Below are 20,332 nucleotides of genomic sequence, written 5' to 3'. Positions count from 1 at the left end.
CATTGGTCCCAGCGACTTGGGCTTAGTTTCCGAAAACAAAAAAGCCGCCGCACCTCTTTCAAGGGACGGCGGTTGTGGCCCGCTGCCGTTTAGAACTTCACGCCCAGCGACAGATTCAGCTGCGTGCCCTGGTTATAGCGGTTGAAGAAGATGCGGTTCGGGCCGTTCTCCTGCAACTCGCGGAAGATGGTGCCGGTGATGTTGCGCGCCTCGAACTTCAGCTCGGTCATCACGCCCGCCAGCTTGATGCCCTGGCGCGCCACGAAATCGAGCCGGATGCCGGGGGTTTCATAGACATCGGGCTGGTTCGGCCCGCCACGCTGCGTCACCCGGCGGCTGGCATAGTTGAACAGGATGGTCTGCTGCGAGAGCCCGTCCTTCTGCTCCAGCCCGATCTCGAGATTGGCGAGATGGTCCGACTGGCCGGTGAGCGGCACGCCGTTGCGGAACAGCTGGGTCGCCCGGGTGATGTTGAGCGGGAACACCTGCGCCGGATCGTTGGCGCCGACCTGAATTTCCGAACTGGTATAGGTGTAGTTCGCGATCACCACCGCGCGGCGCGATCCGAAGAACGCCGAATTGCCGAACAGCCCGTCGAGGTTGAAGTACTTCTGAGTCTCGACTTCGACCCCGTAGAGCTGCGCGCGCGGGGCGTTGGCGAAGCTGACGACATAGTCGTTATCGCTGAGCAGCGAGACGAACGGCTCGATCGGATTTTCGATCCGCTTGTAGAAGCCGGCGAGCGTGAAGCGCTGATCGCGCGCGAAATACCACTCGTAGCGCGCCTCGGCATTATAGAGCTGGCTGTCGTTGATCAGCGGGTTGCCGCGATAGGTGCGGTTATATTCGGGATCGTAATAGGGTTGGAAGATCAGCTCGCGGAACTGGGGCCGCGCGATCGTCTTCGATCCGCTGATCCGGAACTGCATTTGCGGGTTGAGCTTGTAGGTGAGCGTCACCGCGGGCAGCCAGTAATCACGGTCGATCCGCGTCTGCGGAATGCCGATCCCGCCGCCCGTGGTGAACACCGGGATCGCGCGGGTGAACTGGCTGCCATTTTCATAGCGGAACCCCACGTCGAGGTTCAGCTTGTCGAACAGATCGAGCTGGAGCCGGCCATAGCTCGCATGGGTGGTGAGCCCCGCGCCGAACAGCGCGTTGCCGCCTTCGGTCAGGTCTTCGAGGAAGATGCCGAACGCGCGCACCGGCGCCGGGCTCAGCAGCAGATCGGGGCGCAACGCGCCGACGCCGAGCGGCAGGTTAAGGCCGTTATAACGGAAATCGCGCCGTTCGGTGGTGCGGCCCGTGTCGTTGAAGCTGTAGCCGAACGACGCGGTCAGATTGTCCTGCGGCTTGTAGGTAACGTCGACGCCCGCCGCGTACAGATTTTCGCGCAGCTGCGAATAGGCGATCGTCGCGCTCCCATTCTGGTTGTTCAACTGGTTCAGGAAGACGTTGCGGAAATCGACGATCGGGTTGTTGGTGTTGCGCGAATATTCGAAATTCAGCTCCGCCGGCGCGTTGCGGCGCGAATTGGCGAACGAGCCGCGCAGTTCGACCCGCCACAGATCGCCGATCTTGAACTCGCCGACCAGCTGGGTGTCGAGCAGCTGGCGCTCGTACCAGGCGGTGTCCTGATCGCGGAAGATGAGATCGGGCTGCTGGGCGGGGCGGGTGCCCTCGCCGAGCCGCGCCTGCTTCAGCGTGTCGCGGATATAGAGCGTGGTCCAGCGCAGCTTCTGCTCGCCGATGTCGAGGTTCACCCCGATCAGGCCATCGACCACCAGCCGGTTGTCGGTGATGACGCGGCGGAAATTCTCCGCGAACTGGCTGAGATCGCCCGAGCTCGCCAGCTGCTGGGTGTTGTCGCGCGTGCGCCACTTGTTGCTATAGCCGAACGCCGCGATCACGCCGAGCGTGGTGTCGCCGATGTCCCACGACTTGCCGCCCGAAAAGCCGAGCGACCAATTGGGCGGCAGCGCGCCGTTGCGCTGGACGACCGCGTTGCGACCGTTGATCAGCTGCGAGGCGATCTCGATATTCTGCGCGAACGGCAGCTGGCTGAGCCGGACGCCGTTGTTGAAATAGTTCTGCAGCGCCGGCGGCGGCAGGCGGCCGCCATTGCCGAAGCCGGTCCAGTCGCTCGCGGTGCCGAAATAGGTATAGCCGAGCTGGCCGGTCGTCACCGTGTCGGCGCCGATGCCCGCGTCGATGCTGAAGAAACCTTCCTTCGGCACCGACTTGGTGGTGAGGTTGATGACGCCGCCGCCATATTCGCCGGGGAAGTTGGTCGAATAGGTCTTCTGGACCAGCGACGAGGCGATGACGTTGGTCGGGAAAATGTCGAGCGGCACCACGCGGCGCAGCGGTTCGGGGCTGGGCAGCGGCAGGCCGTTGAGCAGCGCGAGCGAGTAACGGTCGCCGAGACCGCGGACATAGACGAAGCCGTTGCCGACGACGCTCAGGCCCGTGACGCGCGACAGGGCGCCGGCGATATCACCCTCACCGGTACGGGCGATGTCCTCGCTCGACAGCAGCGACAGCGCCTGGGTGCTCGAACGCAGCACGTTGGTGCGCCCGCGCCGCCCGGTGACGACGACTTCGCCGCCGGGGACCGAAACCTCGGGCACCGGCTCGGCGGCGGGCTCGGCGGGCGCCTGGGCGGCATCCGGGGCGGCTTGGTCGCCCGGCTGCGCGGTGCCCGTCTGGGCGGGCGCCGGGGTCGCGGGGCCGCTCTGACTCGCGGCCGGCGTGCTCTGCGCGCGGGCGACCGAAGGTGACACCAGTGCCGACGAAACGAGCAGCAGACTCGCCAGTTCGAACGACCTCGACATTTCCAACCCCCTTGAAATCTTTTTGAAATGGGGGCGGAGCGCGGCCTTGCGGCGACGCCCCGCCCCATCAGTGCCTGCCGAGGATCAGGAGAAGACCGGCAGCGCGGTGCAGGCGCCCGTGTTGTTGGTGCCGAGGTTCAGCACCGAGCTGGTGCAGGTCCACTGGGTGTACCAGGTGTCGTTGGCGTCGCGCACGGCGCCGGCATAGGTGACGTTGTCGAAGAACGCCGCCGCCCCGTTCAGGCTGCCGCTGGTCGAAGCGACGCCCGACGCGGCGTTGAGCGTGGTCGGGTTGAACACCGGCACGGCGGTTTCGGTCGCGCCGTTGATGAAGCCGTTGGTCAGCGTCGGCACATAGGTGATGCTGTTGTTGTTGGTGCCGGCGCCGAAGATCGTCGCGACCTGCGCATCGGTCACGCCGTTGATGCCTTGCAGCGCGGTGGTCGGGCAGCGGAACTGCACCGAGCGGAACACCGGCGCGCCCAGTTCGTCGTTACCCGTCGTCGCCCCGGCGACGACCAGGTTGGTCGCATTGACCCCCAGGCTCGCGGTGGTGTCGGCGGTCGCGGTGCGGCTGATGCGCAGGCACGATTGCGAGTTCTGCGCGTCCATGAAGCCGTTGACGAGCGTGTAGTCGGTGCCGCCGCGCAGCAGGATCGCGGTCGAGTTGTTGGCCGAGGCGACCCGGGCGAGGAACACGAAGTTCGAGATGATCGTGTTCTGACGCGGCAGCTGCTGATCGAAGGCGTTGTCCGAATCAGCTTCGATGATCGAGTCGGCGCCGAGCGCGGCCGAACCGTCACGCTGGGCGACGATCACATATTGGAAGTTGCCCTTCAGGCCGGTGTCGGTGTCGAGATTGTCGTCCAGCGCGCCCATCGAGATGTAGTAGCGGAAGTTCACCCGGCCGCCGAAGAACTCGGCGCCGTCGTCCGAGCTGTTGACCGACTGGACGAAGCTGATCTGGGTGCCGCTGCCGGTGCCTTCGGTGGTGAGCGCCTGAAGCTCGCTGTTGCCCGAGAGCACGAAGCCCGAATAGCGGATCTGCATATATTGGATGCGCCCGCTGCTTTCGGTGTTGTTCGCGCCGCCATAGAGCGACGGATCGGCGGCGCCTTCGGTCTGGCGCTCGCACGCCACGGTGCCCGGCTGCGCGCCGGTCGCGGCGCAATCGGTGATCTGGCCGCGGCCGAGCAGCACCACGCCACCCCACTGGCCGGCCGAGCTATCGGTGTTCAGGCCAAGCACGTTGTCGCGGCTGGTGAAGATGATCGGGCGGGTGGGGGTGCCGACCGCCTGGAGCTGATTGCCGCGGTTGACGCCCAGCCACGAAGCGCCCGGCGCGCCGATCACGATCACGCCCGGTTCGATCGTCAGCACGACATTGCTGGTGCCGGTGGTCGAGGGGCCCTGGTCGTTGCCGACATCGACGCGGCCGTTGAGCTGGTACAGCACGCCGCGCACGAAGGGCAGCGTCGAGGAACGCGTGATGCGCGCCGGCATGTTGCACACCAGATACGATCCGGTCGGGCCGCTCAGCGTGCCGGCGGCGGTCAACTGCGCGTCGTTGGCGATGGTCGGGCAGCCGGCGGCCGGCGTCACCAGCGTCGCGGTCGGGGTCGGCGTGGGGGTCGGCGTCGGGGTCGGCGCGGGCGTGACGTTGTTGATCGTCACGTTGCCGCCGGTGCCGGGCGAGGCGATGTCGTTGGCGCCGCAGCCGCTCAGCGCGGCGACCGAGCACGTCGCGATCAGCATGCGACGAAGATTTATGGTGTTCATGGTCCCTGTCTCCAGCGTTTTTCTGACCGGCTTGGGTCTGTGCCACGACGATGTCGCCACGAGTCGGTTCGCCCCCTCGCGCAGTCGTCGGACGGCGCTTAGGCGGGCTCCATGACGCTAAGATTGGGAAACTGTTACAAGTTGACGGACAAAAAATTACAGTCCCGTGAATCGTCTTAGGAAAACGGTAAGCTTTGGCCATTCAGCATTGGGCGTGCGTCATTTCGGGAAATTGGCCGTGGCGTGTTGCCGAATCGTCTCACCCCCAGCGACGCTGCCGATACCATTTGGTGAGGACATATTTGGTGCCGGCGCGCACCTTCATCCCCTGGTGCAGCGTCGCGGGGTTGCCGCTGCCGTCGGGGCGCAGATTGTTCCACAGCAGCAGCTTGCCGGGTTCGGGCTGGACGATCTTGTCGATCGTCTTGAACCGGGTCGCGCCGCCCGCCTCGGGCGCGTTCAGATAGAGCATCGCCGTCCAGGTCCGCTGCCCCGCCACCGCGCAGAACCGCTCATAATCGGGGCTCAGCGGCTCGAAATAATCGGTATGCTGCTTGAACTCCTGGCCAACCGCGTAGCGCTGCCCCTGCAGCGGCTCGCCGAACGCCGGATCGAGCCCGAGCAGTTCGGCGAGCGCGGCTTCGACCTGCTGGGTCAGCGGCTCGTCCGCGCGCAGATCGCACGTCTCGCTCGTGCGATAGCCTGGGTCGCCATTATCGTCGGACACGGTCGAGGGGCGGCGCTCGGCGTCGATGCGGTCGATCAGCGCCGCGCACAGCTCGGGCCCGGCGAAGCCGCGCTTGATGAACAGGGTGAGCTTGGGGCTGGGCACCCTCTGCACGCCGGGCAGCGCCGCCAGCCGGGCGATCAGCGCATCGGGTGGGAAGCCATTACCGCAGGGATGAACTTTCATAGCCATAACGTTGCCAAAGGCCGACACCATGCGCCAGCTTTAGCTTGATCGACCGCGAGACCGTGACGATAGTCACAAAAACGACACCAAATTGAAGCCTTGCCGTAAAGCCTGCCGCCTAGGCCCGGCGGGCTAGGGGACCACGAAATGCGATTGTCGATCGACGCGCGGGCGCGCGGTCTGTTGCGGCGGCTGCCGCTCAACATCGCCTACAGCGCGCTTGAACTCGCGCTGATGGCGCTGCTGGCGGTCCAGGCGGCGCGATTGATCTGGGCGATCGTCACCCCCGTCGGCCCGCTCGGTGATTGGCGCCTGCCGCCAGCGGGCGTCGGCGCGGCGGCGCCCGAACTGCTCGCGCGGTTCGATCCGTTCTTCCGGCTGGGCGGCGGCCCGACGGCGGCGGCGCCGGTCGCGGTAACCGCGCTCCAGCTCACCCTGTTCGGCACGCGGCTCAACGAAGCCAGCGGACGCGGCTCGGCGATCATCGCCGGCGCCGACGGGGTGCAGGCGAGCTTCGCGGTCGGCGACGAGGTCGCGCCGGGGGTAACGCTGAAGGCGGTCTATTTCGATCATGTGACGCTCACGCGGGGCGGGCGCGACGAGCAGCTGTTTCTCGATCAGTCGGCGGGGGGCGGCGGGACGGTCGCGGCCGACGGCGCAGCGCCCGGCGAAATGGTCGACGCTCCCACCGCGCCGGGGGTGTCGCTCGCCCGGCTGCGCGCGGAGATCGGCTTCATTCCGCGCATCGACAATGGCCAGGTGACCGGGCTGGTGGTGCGCCCGCAGGGATCGGGGCAACTTTTCCGCCAAGTGGGTTTGAAGGACGGGGATATCGTGACGCAAATCGGGGGACGGCCGGTGACCGGGCCGGGGGATATCGACAAGCTGGCGGGGCAATATGCCAAGGGCGGCAACATTCCGCTTTCGGTCGAGCGCGGCGCCGAAGTGCTGCCGATCGTGATCGCGGTGACCGGCGCATGATCCGCCGCCACCGCCTGGCGGGCGCCGCCGCGCTGGCGCTGACCCTCGCCGCGCCCGCGCTGTCGCAGATGACGCTCAACGTCCGCGACGCCGACATCCGCGCCTTCATCGCCGATGCGGCCAAGGCGACGGGGCGCACGTTCATCATCGACAACCGCGTGCAGGGCAAGGTGACGGTGGTGACCGACCGGCCGCTGTCGCGCTCCGAATATCTGGAGGTGTTCCTCTCGACGCTGCGCGCCAATGGGCTGGTCGCGGTGCCGACCGCGAACGGCGCCTTCCGGGTGCAGCCGATCGAGGGCGCGGCGCAGCAGCCGACGCGGGTTGGCGGCGCGGGGGCGGCGGCGCGCAACACGCTCGTCACCGAAATCGTGCGGCTGCGCTCGATCGACGCCGCCTCGGCGGTCGATACCGTGCGCAACCTGGTGAGCCCTCAGGGCACCGTCACCGCCAATCGCGGCGGCAATTCGGTGGTGATCGTCGATTTCGCCGACAATGTCCGCCGCGTGCGCGAGGTGCTGCGCCAGATCGATACGGACAATGCCGCGACCCGGCTGGTCGCGCTGAAGAACGCCGGCGCGCGCGAGATCGCGACCGCGTTGCAGCAGCTGGTGCAGGGCAGCCAGCAACAGGGGGCGCCCGGTGCATCAACCGTGTCGGTGGTGCCGGTGACGAGTTCGAACGCGGTCGCGCTGCGGGGTGATCCGGCATCGGTCGCGCGCCTGGCCGAGGTCGCCGCCGAGCTCGATCGCCGCGCCTCGCTCGGCACCGAGGTGAAGGTCGTGTTCCTGCAGAACGCCGATGCCGAACAGTTGCTGCCGGTGTTGCAACAGCTTGTCGGCCAGCAGCCGAGCGCGCCGACTCAACCGCAGCAGCTCAGCCAATCGAGCGGCTTCGGCAATTCGAACAGCGGATCGAGCGCGAACGCGCGCAACATCGTCGCGCCCCAGGCGCAGCAATTTCCGGGCGCGGCGCAGCAAGGTGGGGTCAACCCCAATGCCCCGCCGGCGATCGTCGCCGAGGGCGGACGGACGGCGGCGGTCGTCACCCGCTTCGCCGGCGCCAACGCGATCGTGATCGCCGCCCCGGCCGAAGTGCAGCGCCAGCTTGCCGAAGTAGTGCGCCAGCTCGACACAAGGCGTGAGCAGGTGCTGGTCGAGGCGATCGTCGCCGAGGTTTCGGACCAGACCGCGAACCGGCTCGGCCTGCAATTCCTGATCGGCTCACTGGGCGGCAGCGGGGTGCCGATCGCGACCACCTCGTTCAGCAACGCCGCGCCCAATCTGCTGCAAATCGCGGGCGCGGTGGGTGCGCGCCAGCTGAACACCAGAACGACGACGACGAACGCCGGCGGCACGACCACCTCGGTCAACAGCACTGTCAGCGACGCGCTGGCGCAGAGCGCGCTCAACGAGATCATCGGCGCCTCGGGCGGCTTTGGCGGCTTCGCGACGCGGATAGGCCGCGACGGGGTGTTCGCCGGCATCGTCAACGCGGTGAAGAGCGACACCACCTCCAACCTGTTGCAGGCGCCGCACATCGTGACGCTCGACAATCAGCCGGCGCGCATCCTGGTCGGCCAGGAAGTGCCGATCACCACCGGGCAGGCGCTCAGCCAGAATTTCGACAATGCCTTCCGCACGGTGCAGCGCGAGAATGTCGGCATCGAGCTGGAAGTACGGCCGCAGGTGAACTCGTCGGGATCGGTGAAGCTGTTCCTGCGCCAGCAGGTCAGCTCGATCGCGGGGCCGGTGTCGCAGGACAATAGCGACCTGATCCTCAACAAGCGCGAGGTGGAAACCACGATGACCGTCGATGACGGCCAGATCGCGGTGATCGGCGGCCTGCTCGACGATAATGAGCGGCGCACGCTGGAGAAGGTGCCGCTGCTCGGCGACATCCCGGCGTTGGGGCAGCTGTTCCGCTCGCGCGCCAAGACGCGGACCAAGACCAACCTGATCATCTTCATCCGCCCGACGATCCTGCGCACCGCCGAGGATGCCCGCAAGCTCGCCGAGCAGCGTTACGGCTATGTCCGGTTGCAACAGGGCATCCAGCCCGGCGGGCATGAGCCGACGATCGACCAGCTGGTGCGCGATTACTTCGGCGCCGAGCCACCGCTGCCGCCGCCGGGCACTCCGGGCAGCATCGAGGATCCGCGCGTCCCCGTGCCCGTGCTGAAGGAACCCGCCGCTCCGTTGCGGCCGCAGGAGGGAGCGCCGCGATGATCGGCCAGCCGCAAGACCTGCCCGTGCTCACCGTCGAGGAACCGGCATCGCTGCCGCCCTCGATCGTCGCCATTCCCTACGCCTTCGCGCGCAAGTTCGGGGTGGTGCTCGATGCCGGCGAGGACGGGCATTTCGCGGTTTCCTTGCGTGAGGGCGCCGATCCCAAGGTGCTGATTGAGCTGCGCCGCTTCCTGGAACGCCCGTTCGACGTGCGCTTCGCCGCCCCCGAGGCGTTCGATCGGCTCTTGTCCGAGAAATACGCGATGGACGGGCAGGCCGCCGCCGCCGCCGCCGGTTCGCTGGGGCTGGGCGACGAGCTCGATCTGATCGCGGGCAACATCCCGACCGCCGAGGATCTGCTCGATTCGGCCGATGACGCCCCCGCCATCCGCCTCATCAACGGCATCATCGCCGATGCCGCGCGCAATGGCGTGTCCGACATTCATATCGAGCCCTATGAAACCGGCCTCGTCGTGCGGATGCGGATCGACGGTGTGCTGCGCGAAACGCTGCGGATGCCGCCGCACGTCGCGCCCGTGGTCGTCAGCCGCGTGAAGGTGATGGCGCGACTCGACATCGCCGAGCGGCGCGTGCCGCAGGACGGGCGCATGGGGCTGTCGCTGGGCGGCAAGCTGCTCGACGTGCGCGTCTCGACGCTCCCCAGCCGCGCCGGCGAGCGGGTGGTGCTGCGTATCCTCGACAAGGCGAACGCCGCGATCGACCTCGACGTGCTCGGCATGAGCCCGGCGATCAACACGATGCTGCGCGGCGCGATCGGCGAGCCCAACGGCATCGTGCTCGTCACCGGGCCGACCGGCTCGGGCAAGACGACGACGCTCTACGCGGCTTTACGTCTGCTCAACGATGGCACGCGCAACATCCTGACCGTGGAAGACCCGGTTGAATATGCGATCGAAGGCGTCGGCCAGACGCAGGTGAACCCGAAAGTGGGCCTCACTTTCGCGGCCGGCCTGCGCGCGATCCTGCGGCAAGACCCGGACGTGGTGATGGTCGGCGAAATCCGTGACCGGGAGACGGCGGAAATCGCGGTGCAGGCCTCGCTCACCGGGCATCTGGTGCTTTCCACCGTCCACACCAACGACGCGGTCGGCGCCATCACCCGGATGCGCGACATGAAGATCGAGCCGTTCCTGCTCGCCTCCACGCTGCGCGGGGTGATCGCGCAGCGGCTGGTGCGGCGGCTGTGCCCCGAATGTCGGCGCCCGGTGCAGGCCTCCGGCTCGGTCTCGGCGCTGCTCGGTTTCGATCCGGGCACGATCGTGTACGAGCCGGTCGGCTGCGAGGCGTGTGGGCATAGCGGCTATAAGGGCCGCATCGGCGTGTTCGAGGCGATCCGGGTGGACGACACCATCCGCCGGCTGATCAACGATGGCGGCGACGAGGCGATCATCGCCCGCCACGCCTTCGTCAACGCGCCCAACCTTGGCTCGGCCGCCCGCGCGATGGTGCGCGAGGGCGTGACGACGCCCGAGGAAGCGGTGCGCGTTTCGCGCAGCGACATGGCCGAGGCGTAAGACGTGGCCGATTTCGATTATCTCGCCATCGACACCCAGGGCCGCGAAAAGCGCGGCGCGGTGCAGGCCGAGACGATCGACCGCGCGCGCGACCTGCTCGACGCGAAGAAGCTGTTCGTCGTGCGGATCGAGCCGGGCAAGCCGAGCGAGGGCGTCGCCGCCAAGCCGTCGCTGCTGGTCCAGCTGCGTGGCCAGCGGCTGAGCCCCAAGCAACTGACGCTGTTCACCCGCCAGCTCGCGACCTTGAGCCGGGTAAGCCCGCTCGAGGAAAGCCTGCGCACGATCAGCCGCCAGACCGAAGCGGCGCATGTCCGCGAGATCGTCGGGCGCGTCCATGCCGGGGTGGTGGAGGGGCGGCGGCTCGCCGAGGCGATGGCGCGCGAGCCCAAGAGCTTCCCCGCGCTCTATTGCGCGATGGTGTCGGCGGGCGAAAGCTCGGGCTCGCTGCCGGCGATCCTCGAGCGGCTATCGGCGCTGCTCGAACGCCAGGCGGAAATTCGCGGCAAGCTCATCACCGCGCTCGCTTATCCCGGCGTGCTGGCGACGGTCGCGATCGGGGTGGTCGCGGCGTTGATGATCTTCGTCGTGCCGCAGGTGGTGCAGCAATTCGATACCGTGGGGCAGGCCTTGCCGCTGCTCACCCGCATCGTCATCGCGATCTCGGCGTTCCTCGCCGGCTATTGGTGGGCGGTGATCATCGGCCTGGTGCTGCTGGCGTTCGGCTGGCGGACCGCGTTGCGCCAGCCGGCGATCAAGCTCGCGTTCGACAGTTGGGTGCTGCGCGTGCCGCTGATCGGGCGGCTGCTGCGCGATCTGCACGCCGCGCGGATGGCGCGCACCCTCTCGACAATGGTGGCGAGCCGGCTGCCTTTGCTCGAAGGGCTGAACCTTACCGCCGCGACGATCCACAACGCCAGGCTGCGCCAGGCGAGCGAGGAGATCACCGACGCGATCCGCCAGGGCGGAAGCCTCTCCGCCGCGATGCGCCGCTCGGGCGTGTTTCCGCCGCTGCTCACTTATCTGGCGGCGTCGGGCGAGGCGGCGGGTCGGCTCGACGAGATGCTGGAGCGTGCCGCCGATTATCTGGAGCGCGAATTCGATCGCTTCACCGCCACCGCCTTGTCGCTGCTGGAACCGGCGATCATCGTTGTGATGGGCGGCGTGGTGGCGACGATCGTGCTATCGATCCTGCTGCCGATCTTGCAGCTCAACACGCTTGCCGGGCAATGAGGAAGACCATGCCTAAACCGAAGAACCGCCGCCGCCGCGAGGGCGGCTTCACGCTGGTCGAGCTGATGGTGGTGATCGTTATCATCGGCCTGCTCGCGACGATCGTGGTGCTGAACGTGCTGCCTTCGGGCGACCGCGCGCGGGTGGAGAAGGCGCGCGCCGATATCGAGACGATCGACCAGGCGCTCGAGCTCTACAAGCTCCACAATTTCAACTATCCGACCACGACCGACGGGCTGAACGCATTGCTCGCGCCGCCCGCCTCGCTCACCGATCCGTCGCGCTATCAAAAGGGCGGCTATATCAAGAAGCTGCCCAAGGACCCTTGGGGCCGCGACTATCTCTATGCCGCGCCCGGGCAGCACGGCGCTTATGACATCTACACGCTCGGCGCCGATGGCAAGCAGGGCGGCGAGGGGCCGGATGCCGATATCGGCAACTGGCCGGCGGAGTCCGCGGCGAAGTAACATGGTCGCGGCGTCGCGCCCTGCCCAGGCCGGCTTCACGCTCATCGAGCTGATGATCGTGATCACGGTGATCGCGCTGATGTCGGCGTTGGTGGTGCTCGCCTTCCCCGATCCGCGCGGCCGGCTGATCGACGAGGCCGAACGCTTCGCGGCGCGCGCGCGGACGGCGCATGATCTGGCGATCGTCGAGGGCCGCTCGACCAGTATCTGGGTGAGCCCCGGCGGCTATGGCTTCGATCGGCGCGAGGGCGGCAAATGGGTGCCGATGGGCGACAAGGCGATGACGGTGACCCGCTGGGGTCGCGACGTGCGCCCGGTGCTCGACGAAGCGCGGGCGCGGATCATCTTCGATTCGACCGGCCTCGCGAGCGCGCCGATGCGTGTGCAGCTGCGGCGCGGCGCGGACGCGGCGGCGGTGGTGACGATCGGCGCCGATGGCCGGGTGACGATCAATGGGTGAGGGGCGCGCGGTGCGATCTGTCCCTCGCCGTCTGCCGATCGTAGCCGGCGACCGGGATGGCCGGAAGAACGGCTTCACCCTGCTCGAAATCATCGTCGCGCTCGCGGTGTTCAGCCTGGCGGCGCTCGCGCTGCTGCGGCTGGAGGGGCAGACGGTGCTGAGCGCGCGCATCCTTGATGACACGATGGTCGCGCAGATGGTGGCGCGCAATCTGGTGGTCGAGGCGATCACCGATGCGCGCGTGCCGGCGCGAGGCACGGCGCAGGGCGTCGAGCAGAATGGCGGGCGCGCGTGGCGCTGGCGGCGCGACGTGCAGCCGCTCGGTGACCAGGGCGCGTTCCGCGTCGATGTGACGGTCGCCGGCCCTGAAGGTGGCGTGCTTGGCCGGTTGAGCGCGGTCCGTCCGCCCGCGATCCCGCCGCGCCAGCCCAAATCGCCGCTTGTGCCCCCCGCGGGCGGCACGCCGCCCCCGGCGGGGAGGACGTGATGCGGTCTACAGCCGGTAACGCAATGATGAACCTGAGCCCCTCCCCTTCAGGGGAGGGGTTGGGGAGGGGGCTGTCAGAACGGGGCGCGGCGCCGGCTATACCGCCCCCACCCCCATCCCCTCCCCTGAAGGGGAGGGGCTTGAATGAGACACAAGCAAACCAAGCCGGCTTCACCCTGATCGAAGTCGTCGTCGCGCTGTTCATCTTCGGGCTGCTCGCCGCGGCCGGCGTCGCCCTGCTCAGTGTTAGCGTCCGCGCCCAGACCGCGACCAGCGCGCGCTTCGACGAGATGGCCGCGCTCGGCCGGCTCAACGCCGCGCTCACCGCCGATCTGGCGCAGGCGGTCGAGCGACCGGCGCGCGACGAGAATGGCGTGCCGCTCCCCGCCTTTCGGGGCGAGGGCAGCGGCCCGGAACTGCTCGGGCTCGTCCGGCGCGGCTGGACCAACCTCGACGACGCGCCGCGCGCCGAGCTGCAAAAGGTGGAATATCGGCTCGACAATGGCGTGCTCCGCCGCGAGGCCTATGGCGCGGTCGATGGTGCCGCGCCGCTCGCCAGCACCGAGATGATGGTGGGCGTGCGCCAGCTGAAGATGCGCTATCGGTGGCAAGGCGCGTGGAGCGAGCGCTGGGACAGCCGGCCCGACGCGCCGCTGCCCCAGGCGGTCGAGCTGCAATTCGTCCGGCAGGATGGCGTCGCTTTGCGGGCGCTGTTCCTGGTCGGCGCGGGCTATGTCCCGCCCTTGCCGGAGGGAGGGCCGAGTGCCCCGGCAAGTTAGGAAATACGCGAAGCTCCTCCTCCAGGGGGGGAGGTGGCAGCGCGAAGCGCTGACGGAGGGGTTTCTCCGGCCGCTAAAGGGTGTCACCCCTCCGTCAGGCGCTAGCGCGCCTGCCACCTCCCCTTCCAGGGGAGGAGCCGAGTGGTTCGCTGCGTCCGATGAACGCGGCGCGGCGCTGCTGACGGTGCTGCTGATCGTCGCGGTGATCGCGGTGCTCGCGGCGACCGCGCTCGAGCGGATGCGGCTGTCGACGCGGCTCGCGCAGAACGCCGTCGCGCTCGATCAGGCGCGCGCTTATGCGATGGCGACCGAGACGATGGCGACGACGCGGATCAGCGCGATCCTGGCGCGCGATCCGGCGCGGGTGACGCTGCAGGGCGATTGGGCGAACCGGCCGATCCCGCTGCCGGTGCCGCAGGGCAGCGCGACCGCGCGGGTGCGGGACGGCGGCAATTGCTTCAATCTCAACGGCCTGGTGCTGCGCGGCGGCGATGGCCGGTACCTCGCCCGCCCGGCGGCGATCGAGCAGTTCGCGCGGCTGATGCGGCTGCTCGGCGTCGGCGCGCAAAATGCGGCCGGCGTCGCGGCGGCGACCGCCGACTGGATCGACAGCGACGATGCGCCCCAGCCCAATGGCGCCGAGGACAGCAACTATGCCGGCCGTAGCCCGCGCTATCGCACGGCGGGCGCGCTGATGGCGGATGTGAGCGAGCTGCGCGCGGTGGCGGGGGTGACGCCCGAACTCTACGCCCAGCTCCGCCCCTGGCTCTGCGCCCTGCCGCGCGCGGACCCGGTGAAGCTCAATGTCAACACGCTGATGCCCGAACAGGCGCCGCTGCTCGCGATGCTGCTGCCCGATACGCTCGATGTCGGGCGCGCGCGCGCTTTGCTCGCGTCGCGGCCGCCCTTGGGCTTTACCAGCACCGTCAGCTTCTGGCAGGGGCTGAGCGCACAGGGGGTGAGCCCGGGCCAGGAAGGACCCGCCCAGACGGCGGTGACGACCAAATGGTTCGCGCTCGATATCGAGGTTGAGCTGGGGGGCACGCAGTTGAGCGAAAGCGCGTTGATCGACGCGACCGAAGTTCCGGTGCGCCTGGTGTCGCGCGGCTGGAGCGACCCGTCATGACGCTGGTCGTGTTCCTGCCGAGCGAGGGCGAGGGCGCGGCGCGCCGGCTGCGGATCGACGGCGGCGTGGTGGTGGCGCGGGGGGCGCTTCAGCCCGCGGCTGGCGAAACCGTGGTCGCGATCGCGCCCGCGACCGATGTGGCGCTGCATTGGGCCGAGGTGCCGGCGCGTTCGGCGGCGCAGGCACTCGCGGCGGCGCGGCTGCTGGTGGGCGATGTCGTGCTCGGTGGTGCGGCCGAACAGCATGTCGCGGTCGGTGCGCCCGAGGCGAATGGCGAGCGACCGATCGCGGTGGTGAAGCCGGCGCGGATCGCCGGCTGGCTCGCGGCGCTCGCGGGCGAGGGCATCGATCCCGCCGCCATCGTCCCTGCCGCGCTGCTGCTGCCGCGACCCGAGACGGGCTATGTCCGCGCCGATCTGGGCGGCGAGGTGGTGCTGCGCGGCGCGACCAGCGGCTTCGCCGAGGAAGCCGGGCTCACCGAGCTGATCCTGGGCGATGCGCCCGTCGAGACGATCGAGCGAGAGGCGATCGAGGCCGCGCTGGTCGCCGCCGTCGCCAACCCGCCGCTCGATCTGCGCCAGGGCACGTTCGCGCGGCGCGAGAAGCTCGATTTCGACTGGCGCCAGGCCAAGCGCGCGTTGTGGCTGATCGCGGCGACCCTGGTGGTGACGCTCGCGCTCAACCTGGTGCTGATCCTGCGCTACAATCTGGAAGCCGCCGAGCTTGAGCACCGCGCCGACGTGCTCGCCGCGACCGGGCTGCCGCGCGGCGAGACGGTGAACGATGCGCAGCGTCAGCTCACCGCCCGGCTCGCGGGCCTGCGCGGCGCGGGGCTCGGCTTCACCCAGACGGCGGCCTCGGCCTTCGCGGCGGTGCGCGCGGTGCCGGGAAGCGAATTGCGCGCATTGAGCTTCGATCAGCAGGGTGTGTTGCGGATGACGCTGGTGACGCAGACCGAGGGCCAGATCACCGATGTGCTGCTGCGGCTGCGCGCGCTGGGGCTGACGGTTACCCCCGGGCCGTTCGCCGGATCGGCCGGGCGCTATCAGGGCGAACTGACGGTGGCGCCGCGATGAGCGCGCTCCGTGCTTGGCTTACCGGGCTTTCGCCGCGCGAGCGCCTGCTGATCGGCGTCGCCGCCGCGCTCGCGCTGGTCGTGGTGATGTGGTTCGGCATCCTTCGTCCGGTGAGCGAGGGGCTCGACGCCGCGCGCGACCGGACCTTCGACGCGGCGACCCGGCTCGCGGGCGTGCGCGGCGCGGTCGCGGCGGTCGAGCCGCTCGCCAAGGCATCCGCGCCCGAGCGCGGTGGCAGCCTGGAGGCGGTGGTGCGCGAGCGCGCGACGACCGCCGGCTTCGTGTTGTCGACGGTCAATCCGCAATCGGACAATGCAGTCGCGATCGCGATGGCCTCGGCGCGCCCGGCCGCGCTGTTCGCCTGGATCGCCGAGCTGGAGGAGCAGGGCATTCTGGTCGACCAGTTGCAGACGACCGACAATGGCGACGGCACGCTGTCGGTCGCGCTCACCTTGCGCGCGCGGGGGACATGATGCGCTTTCGGATCAACGCCCGGCCGCGTGTGCTGTTCGGCCTGTTCCTCGTCATCGCGCTGATCGGCACGCTGCCGATGCGGCTCGCGCTGGGGATGCTCGGGCTCGACCGCGAGGGGTTGAGCCTGCGCGCGGCCGACGATTCGGTGTGGGCGGCGACGCTGCGCGAGGTGCATTGGGGCGATGTCGATCTGGGGGACAGCTATGCCGCGCTGTCGCCGATCCAGCTCCTCGTCGGACGCGCGCGGGTGGACCTGAGCGGCGCGCAACTGGGCCAGGGCGCACCGCTGCGCGGCGCGTTCAGCGTGTCCGCCGCGAGCTTCGGCATCGACGATACGACGGCGGCGGTGCCGGTCGGGCAATTGTTCGCGCCGCTGCCGATCACGCAGCTCGATCTGAACGACTTGTCGGTGCGCTTCGATCGTGGCCGCTGCGCGCGTGCCAATGGCCGGGTGAAGGCGATGCTCGGCGCCGGCATCGCCGGGATCGCGCTCGATCAGGGGATGAGCGGCGAGGCGCGCTGCGTCGCCGGCGCGCTCAGCCTGCCGCTCGCCAGCCAATCGGGGGCGGAGAAGATCGCGCTGACGATCGAGGGCGATGGCCAGTATCGCGCGCTGCTGGAAGTGCAGGGCGGTGATCCGGCGACGGTCGAGCGCCTCACCCAGGCGGGGTTCGTCGCGGTGGGTGGCGGCTACCGGCTTTCGGTGGAAGGGCGTCTCTGATAGGGTTGACGCTGTAGTCATGCGGCCCTATCCGCCGCGCTTCACGGCGACCGTAGCTCAATCGGTTAGAGCACTGGTTTGTGGTACCAGGGGTTGCGGGTTCAAGTCCCGTCGGTCGCCCCACGAAGCGCAGCCAACATAAGGGGTAGGGCGTGACGACCTGGGGCTTTCCAGACTTCGACGAGCATGAGGGCGTCCACCTCTTCACCGATCCCGCCTCGGGCCTGCACTGCATCATCGCCATCCACTCGACCGCGCTGGGGCCGGCGGGCGGCGGCGTGCGCTTCTGGCATTATGCCAACAGCGGCGAGGCGATCACCGACGCGCTGCGCCTGTCTAGGGGCATGAGCTACAAGAACGCGATGGCCGGGTTGCCGATGGGCGGCGGCAAGGCCGTCGTGCTGGCGGACGCCAATCGCACCAAGAGCGAGGCGATGCTGAAGGCGTTCGGCCGCGCGATCGAATCGCTCGGCGGGCGCTATGTCACCGCCGAGGATGTCGGCATGTCGGACAAGGACATGGTCGTCATCTCCAGCGAGACCAAATTCGTCACCGGGCTGCCGGTGGAAAGCGGGCAGGCGGGCGGCAACCCCGGCCCCTCGACCGCGCTTGGCGTGTATCTTGGCGTCAAGGCGGCCGCCGCGCGCGGGCTGGGCGCCGGCGACATGAAGGGCGTGCGCGTCGCGATCCAGGGCGTCGGCTCGGTCGGCGGCGGGCTCGCGCGGCTGCTGGCGGCGGATGGCGCCGAGCTGATCCTGGCAGATGTCGACGCCGGCCGCGCCCAGGCACTCGCCGCCGAGCTTGGCGCGCGCGCGGTGGACGCGGGCGAGGTGCTGTCGGCCGATGCGGACATCGTCAGCCCCAATGCGCTCGGCGCGATCCTGACCGAGGCGTCGATCGCCGCGCTCAAGGCCAAGGTGATCGCGGGCGGGGCCAACAACCAGCTCGCGACGCCCGAGGACGGCCGCCGCGTGCACGAGCGCGGCATTCTCTATGCCCCCGATTACGTGATCAACGCGGGTGGCATCATCAACGTGTGCCTCGAATATTTCGGCAATGGCAACCGCGCCGAGGTGGAAGCGCGCATCCACAAGATTCCCGAGCGGCTCGACCAGGTGTGGGACGAGAGCGCGCGCAGCGGCGCGCCGGCGGCTGAAGTCGCCGACATGATTGCGCAGCGACTGATCGGGCGCGCCTGATGTTCCCCGCGCCGCTCCCGAAGGGGATCGCGGCGCTGATCGACGGCTATCGCGCGACCCGCGACGCGATCGGCGAGTCGGGCGCGGTGATCCACCGGCTCGACGCACCGGGCATCCCCTCGCTGTATCTAAAGCAGGGCAGCGGGCAGGTCGCGACCGACATCGCGGATGAACATGCCCGGCTGCGCTGGCTGCAAGGCCGGCTGCCGGTGCCGCGCCTGATCGCCTTCACCGAGGAGGCGGGCAAGGCCTGGCTGCTGAGCGAGGGGCTGCCCGGCACCGCCGCTTATGCCTGGCTGGAGGGCAATCCTGGCCGCGAGGCCGAGGCGGTTGCCGGGATGGCACGCTTCCTGCGCCGGCTCCACGCGCTGCCGGCGGCGCACTGCCCGTTTGATGCCTCGCTGGCCGTGCGGCTGGTCGCCGCGCGCGCGAACATCGACGCGGGCCGCGTTCCCGAGGACGAGTTCGATGACGCGCGCGCCGGCTGGAGCGCCGAACAGGTGTGGGATGCGCTCCAGGCGCTCCTTCCGATCGAAGGCGACCCCGTGGTGACGCACGGCGACTATTCGCTCGACAATATCTTCCTCGATGAAGCCGGCGAGGTGACGGGGGTGATCGATCTCGGTCGGCTGGGCGTAGCGGACCGCTATCAGGATCTGTCGATCCTGCTCAATTGTCTCGGCGAATTCGACGCTGGGCTCGGCGCGGTGCTGTTCGAGGCTTACGGCGAAACACCCGATCCCCGCCGGATCGAGGCGCATCTGCTGCTCGACGAACTGTTCTAGCCGACCGCTTCCGCGCGCGCCGGGCGGCCACTCTCCCAGCGGGCGATCACCGCGGTCGCGACCGCGTTGCCCACCACGTTGGTCGCCGAACGCCCCATGTCGAGGAACTGATCGACCGCCAGGATCAGCAGCAGCCCGGCCTCGGGAATACCGAACAAGGGCAATGTCGCCGCGACCACCACCAGGCTCGCGCGCGGCACGCCGGCGATGCCCTTCGAGGTCACCATCAGCACCAGCAGCATCGTGATCTGCGCGCTCAGCGTCAGCTGGATGCCGTAAGCCTGGGCGATGAACAGCGACGCGAAGGTCATGTACATCATCGAACCATCGAGGTTGAACGAATAGCCGAGCGGCAGCATGAAGCTGGCAATGCGCGGCGGAACGCCATATTTCTCCAGCGCTTCCAGCGTTTTGGGATAAGCCGCTTCCGACGAGGCGGTGGAGAAGGCGAGCAGCAGCGGCGCCCGGATCGCGCGGACCAGCGGCACCACGTCGCGCCCCAGGAACAGGCCGCCGATCGCGATCAGCACCGTCCACAGCAGCATCAGCGCGAGGTAGAAGCTCGCCATGAAGTAGCCGAGATTGCCGATCACCTCCGGCCCGCGCTCGGCCAGGCTGTTGGCGACCGCGGCGAACACCGCGACCGGGGCGAGCGCCATCACATAGTTGGTGACCTTCAGCATCACCTCGGCGAGCGCCTCCGCTCCGCGCACCAGCGGCGCCGCGCGCTCCCCCAGCGAGGTGATCGCGACCCCGGCGAATACCGAAAAGACGACGATCTGGATGATCTCGTTCTTCGCCAGCGCCTCGACGATCGAGGCGGGGACGATGTGGGTGACGAAATCCTTCAGGTTGAACGCGGCCTTGTCCACCCCGCTCGCCTCGCTCACCGGCGGCAGCGCGAGCGCGAGGCCGGCGCCCGGCTGGAGCAGATGGACCAGGATCAGCCCCAGCGTCAGCGAGACGAGGCTCGCGCCGATGAACCAGGTCAGCGCGCGCAGGCCCACCCGGCCGAGCGCCGAACTATCGCCCATATGCGCGATGCCAACGATCAGCGTGGAAAACACGAGTGGCGCGATGATCATCTTGATCAGCCGCAGGAAAATCGTCGTCAGGATGGGAAAGACCTGGGTCGCGTCCTTCAGCACCGCGGCGGTGGCCGGGGCGCTGGCCTTGATCGCTTCATGCATCGCCCAGCCGGTGAACAGGCCGAGGATCAGCGCGATTACGATGTAAATGGTCAACCGATTGGCCATGC

Annotated in this window: 18 protein-coding genes and 1 tRNA gene; 15 read left to right on the top strand and 4 right to left on the bottom strand. The window is 68.7% G+C overall.

The window, feature by feature from the left end:
- Nucleotides 1–89: 89 nt before the first annotated feature.
- The 3 genes from K2X73_RS02775 to K2X73_RS02765 all read right to left on the bottom strand — a co-directional run bounded on the left by K2X73_RS02775 (nucleotide 90) and on the right by K2X73_RS02765 (nucleotide 5,532).
- Complete coding sequence (locus tag K2X73_RS02775; protein WP_294108331.1) at nucleotides 90–2,834, bottom strand: TonB-dependent receptor; 2,745 nt, start codon at nucleotides 2,832–2,834, stop codon at nucleotides 90–92.
- A gap of 84 nt (nucleotides 2,835–2,918) precedes the next feature.
- Nucleotides 2,919–4,589 (bottom strand): hypothetical protein, encoded by a 1,671-nt coding sequence (locus K2X73_RS02770; RefSeq protein WP_294108329.1) that lies wholly within the window; start codon nucleotides 4,587–4,589, stop codon nucleotides 2,919–2,921.
- 283 nt (nucleotides 4,590–4,872) lie between these two features.
- Nucleotides 4,873–5,532: a 2OG-Fe(II) oxygenase gene (locus K2X73_RS02765; RefSeq protein WP_294108327.1), complete on the bottom strand. Its 660-nt coding sequence runs from the start codon at nucleotides 5,530–5,532 to the stop codon at nucleotides 4,873–4,875.
- Nucleotides 5,533–5,673: 141 nt separating this feature from the next.
- On the opposite strand from K2X73_RS02765, the gene K2X73_RS02760 reads away from it, so the two are divergent.
- The 15 genes from K2X73_RS02760 to K2X73_RS02690 all read left to right on the top strand — a co-directional run bounded on the left by K2X73_RS02760 (nucleotide 5,674) and on the right by K2X73_RS02690 (nucleotide 19,074).
- Nucleotides 5,674–6,507: a type II secretion system protein N gene (locus tag K2X73_RS02760; protein WP_294108325.1), complete on the top strand. Its 834-nt coding sequence runs from the start codon at nucleotides 5,674–5,676 to the stop codon at nucleotides 6,505–6,507.
- Nucleotides 6,504–8,735, top strand: a complete 2,232-nt coding sequence (gene gspD / locus K2X73_RS02755) for a type II secretion system secretin GspD (protein ID WP_294108323.1) — start codon at nucleotides 6,504–6,506, stop codon at nucleotides 8,733–8,735. The genes K2X73_RS02760 and gspD overlap by 4 nt, the downstream gene beginning before the upstream one ends.
- Nucleotides 8,732–10,270 (top strand): ATPase, T2SS/T4P/T4SS family, encoded by a 1,539-nt coding sequence (locus K2X73_RS02750; RefSeq protein WP_294108318.1) that lies wholly within the window; start codon nucleotides 8,732–8,734, stop codon nucleotides 10,268–10,270. The genes gspD and K2X73_RS02750 overlap by 4 nt, the downstream gene beginning before the upstream one ends.
- A 3-nt stretch (nucleotides 10,271–10,273) precedes the next feature.
- The gene (gene gspF / locus K2X73_RS02745; protein ID WP_294108315.1) at nucleotides 10,274–11,500 is read left to right on the top strand and encodes a type II secretion system inner membrane protein GspF; all 1,227 of its coding nucleotides are present in this window, start codon (nucleotides 10,274–10,276) and stop codon (nucleotides 11,498–11,500) included.
- An 8-nt stretch (nucleotides 11,501–11,508) separates the two neighbouring features.
- Nucleotides 11,509–11,967 (top strand): type II secretion system major pseudopilin GspG, encoded by a 459-nt coding sequence (gspG, locus tag K2X73_RS02740; protein ID WP_294108313.1) that lies wholly within the window; start codon nucleotides 11,509–11,511, stop codon nucleotides 11,965–11,967.
- Between the two features lies 1 nt (nucleotide 11,968).
- Complete coding sequence (locus K2X73_RS02735; protein ID WP_294108311.1) at nucleotides 11,969–12,427, top strand: GspH/FimT family pseudopilin; 459 nt, start codon at nucleotides 11,969–11,971, stop codon at nucleotides 12,425–12,427.
- 10 nt (nucleotides 12,428–12,437) lie between these two features.
- Complete coding sequence (gene gspI / locus K2X73_RS02730; RefSeq protein WP_365980232.1) at nucleotides 12,438–12,914, top strand: type II secretion system minor pseudopilin GspI; 477 nt, start codon at nucleotides 12,438–12,440, stop codon at nucleotides 12,912–12,914.
- Between the two features lie 140 nt (nucleotides 12,915–13,054).
- Entirely contained in the window at nucleotides 13,055–13,693 is a 639-nt protein-coding gene (gspJ, locus tag K2X73_RS02725; protein WP_294108307.1) for a type II secretion system minor pseudopilin GspJ, read from the top strand.
- Complete coding sequence (gene gspK / locus K2X73_RS02720; RefSeq protein WP_365980231.1) at nucleotides 13,605–14,819, top strand: type II secretion system minor pseudopilin GspK; 1,215 nt, start codon at nucleotides 13,605–13,607, stop codon at nucleotides 14,817–14,819. The genes gspJ and gspK overlap by 89 nt, the downstream gene beginning before the upstream one ends.
- Nucleotides 14,816–15,895, top strand: coding sequence for a type II secretion system protein GspL (gspL, locus tag K2X73_RS02715; protein WP_294108305.1), 1,080 nt, complete (start codon nucleotides 14,816–14,818; stop codon nucleotides 15,893–15,895). Before gspK ends, gspL begins: the two co-directional genes overlap by 4 nt.
- A complete protein-coding gene (gspM, locus tag K2X73_RS02710; protein WP_294108303.1) occupies nucleotides 15,892–16,368 on the top strand; it encodes a type II secretion system protein GspM in 477 nt (158 codons plus the stop codon). Before gspL ends, gspM begins: the two co-directional genes overlap by 4 nt.
- Nucleotides 16,368–17,090: a type II secretion system protein N gene (gene gspN / locus K2X73_RS02705; protein ID WP_294108301.1), complete on the top strand. Its 723-nt coding sequence runs from the start codon at nucleotides 16,368–16,370 to the stop codon at nucleotides 17,088–17,090. The genes gspM and gspN overlap by 1 nt, the downstream gene beginning before the upstream one ends.
- Before the next feature lie 46 nt (nucleotides 17,091–17,136).
- Nucleotides 17,137–17,213, top strand: a tRNA-His gene (locus tag K2X73_RS02700).
- A 29-nt stretch (nucleotides 17,214–17,242) separates the two neighbouring features.
- Nucleotides 17,243–18,289, top strand: a complete 1,047-nt coding sequence (locus tag K2X73_RS02695) for a Glu/Leu/Phe/Val dehydrogenase dimerization domain-containing protein (RefSeq protein WP_294108299.1) — start codon at nucleotides 17,243–17,245, stop codon at nucleotides 18,287–18,289.
- Nucleotides 18,289–19,074: an APH(3') family aminoglycoside O-phosphotransferase gene (locus K2X73_RS02690; RefSeq protein ID WP_294108297.1), complete on the top strand. Its 786-nt coding sequence runs from the start codon at nucleotides 18,289–18,291 to the stop codon at nucleotides 19,072–19,074. Before K2X73_RS02695 ends, K2X73_RS02690 begins: the two co-directional genes overlap by 1 nt.
- On the opposite strand, the gene K2X73_RS02685 is transcribed toward K2X73_RS02690, so the two are convergent.
- Nucleotides 19,071–20,330 carry a dicarboxylate/amino acid:cation symporter gene (locus K2X73_RS02685; RefSeq protein WP_294108295.1) on the bottom strand — a complete coding sequence of 420 codons (1,260 nt, stop codon included), beginning with the start codon at nucleotides 20,328–20,330 and terminating at the stop codon, nucleotides 19,071–19,073. The genes K2X73_RS02690 and K2X73_RS02685 overlap by 4 nt on opposite strands.
- Between the last annotated feature and the right edge of the window lie 2 nt (nucleotides 20,331–20,332).

It is taken from the genome of Sphingomonas sp., from assembly GCF_019746665.1.
Lineage (GTDB): Bacteria > Pseudomonadota > Alphaproteobacteria > Sphingomonadales > Sphingomonadaceae > Sphingomonas.
Note: the sequence above shows the minus strand (reverse complement) of the source record. Positions and strands in the feature narration are given on the sequence as shown.

What these genes read in the sequence shown, in the direction of transcription:
- gspK (WP_365980231.1), top strand. Translation starts at nt 13,605, where the DNA reads ATGGCGTCGCTTTGCGGGCGCTGTTCCTGGTCGGCGCGGGCTATGTCC.
- K2X73_RS02775 (WP_294108331.1), bottom strand. Translation starts at nt 2,834, where the DNA reads ATGTCGAGGTCGTTCGAACTGGCGAGTCTGCTGCTCGTTTCGTCGGCA.
- gspL (WP_294108305.1), top strand. Translation starts at nt 14,816, where the DNA reads ATGACGCTGGTCGTGTTCCTGCCGAGCGAGGGCGAGGGCGCGGCGCGC.
- K2X73_RS02760 (WP_294108325.1), top strand. Translation starts at nt 5,674, where the DNA reads ATGCGATTGTCGATCGACGCGCGGGCGCGCGGTCTGTTGCGGCGGCTG.
- gspD (WP_294108323.1), top strand. Translation starts at nt 6,504, where the DNA reads ATGATCCGCCGCCACCGCCTGGCGGGCGCCGCCGCGCTGGCGCTGACC.
- K2X73_RS02735 (WP_294108311.1), top strand. Translation starts at nt 11,969, where the DNA reads ATGGTCGCGGCGTCGCGCCCTGCCCAGGCCGGCTTCACGCTCATCGAG.
- K2X73_RS02750 (WP_294108318.1), top strand. Translation starts at nt 8,732, where the DNA reads ATGATCGGCCAGCCGCAAGACCTGCCCGTGCTCACCGTCGAGGAACCG.
- gspN (WP_294108301.1), top strand. Translation starts at nt 16,368, where the DNA reads ATGCGCTTTCGGATCAACGCCCGGCCGCGTGTGCTGTTCGGCCTGTTC.
- K2X73_RS02765 (WP_294108327.1), bottom strand. Translation starts at nt 5,532, where the DNA reads ATGGCTATGAAAGTTCATCCCTGCGGTAATGGCTTCCCACCCGATGCG.
- K2X73_RS02685 (WP_294108295.1), bottom strand. Translation starts at nt 20,330, where the DNA reads ATGGCCAATCGGTTGACCATTTACATCGTAATCGCGCTGATCCTCGGC.
- gspM (WP_294108303.1), top strand. Translation starts at nt 15,892, where the DNA reads ATGAGCGCGCTCCGTGCTTGGCTTACCGGGCTTTCGCCGCGCGAGCGC.
- K2X73_RS02770 (WP_294108329.1), bottom strand. Translation starts at nt 4,589, where the DNA reads ATGCTGATCGCGACGTGCTCGGTCGCCGCGCTGAGCGGCTGCGGCGCC.
- K2X73_RS02690 (WP_294108297.1), top strand. Translation starts at nt 18,289, where the DNA reads ATGTTCCCCGCGCCGCTCCCGAAGGGGATCGCGGCGCTGATCGACGGC.
- gspG (WP_294108313.1), top strand. Translation starts at nt 11,509, where the DNA reads ATGCCTAAACCGAAGAACCGCCGCCGCCGCGAGGGCGGCTTCACGCTG.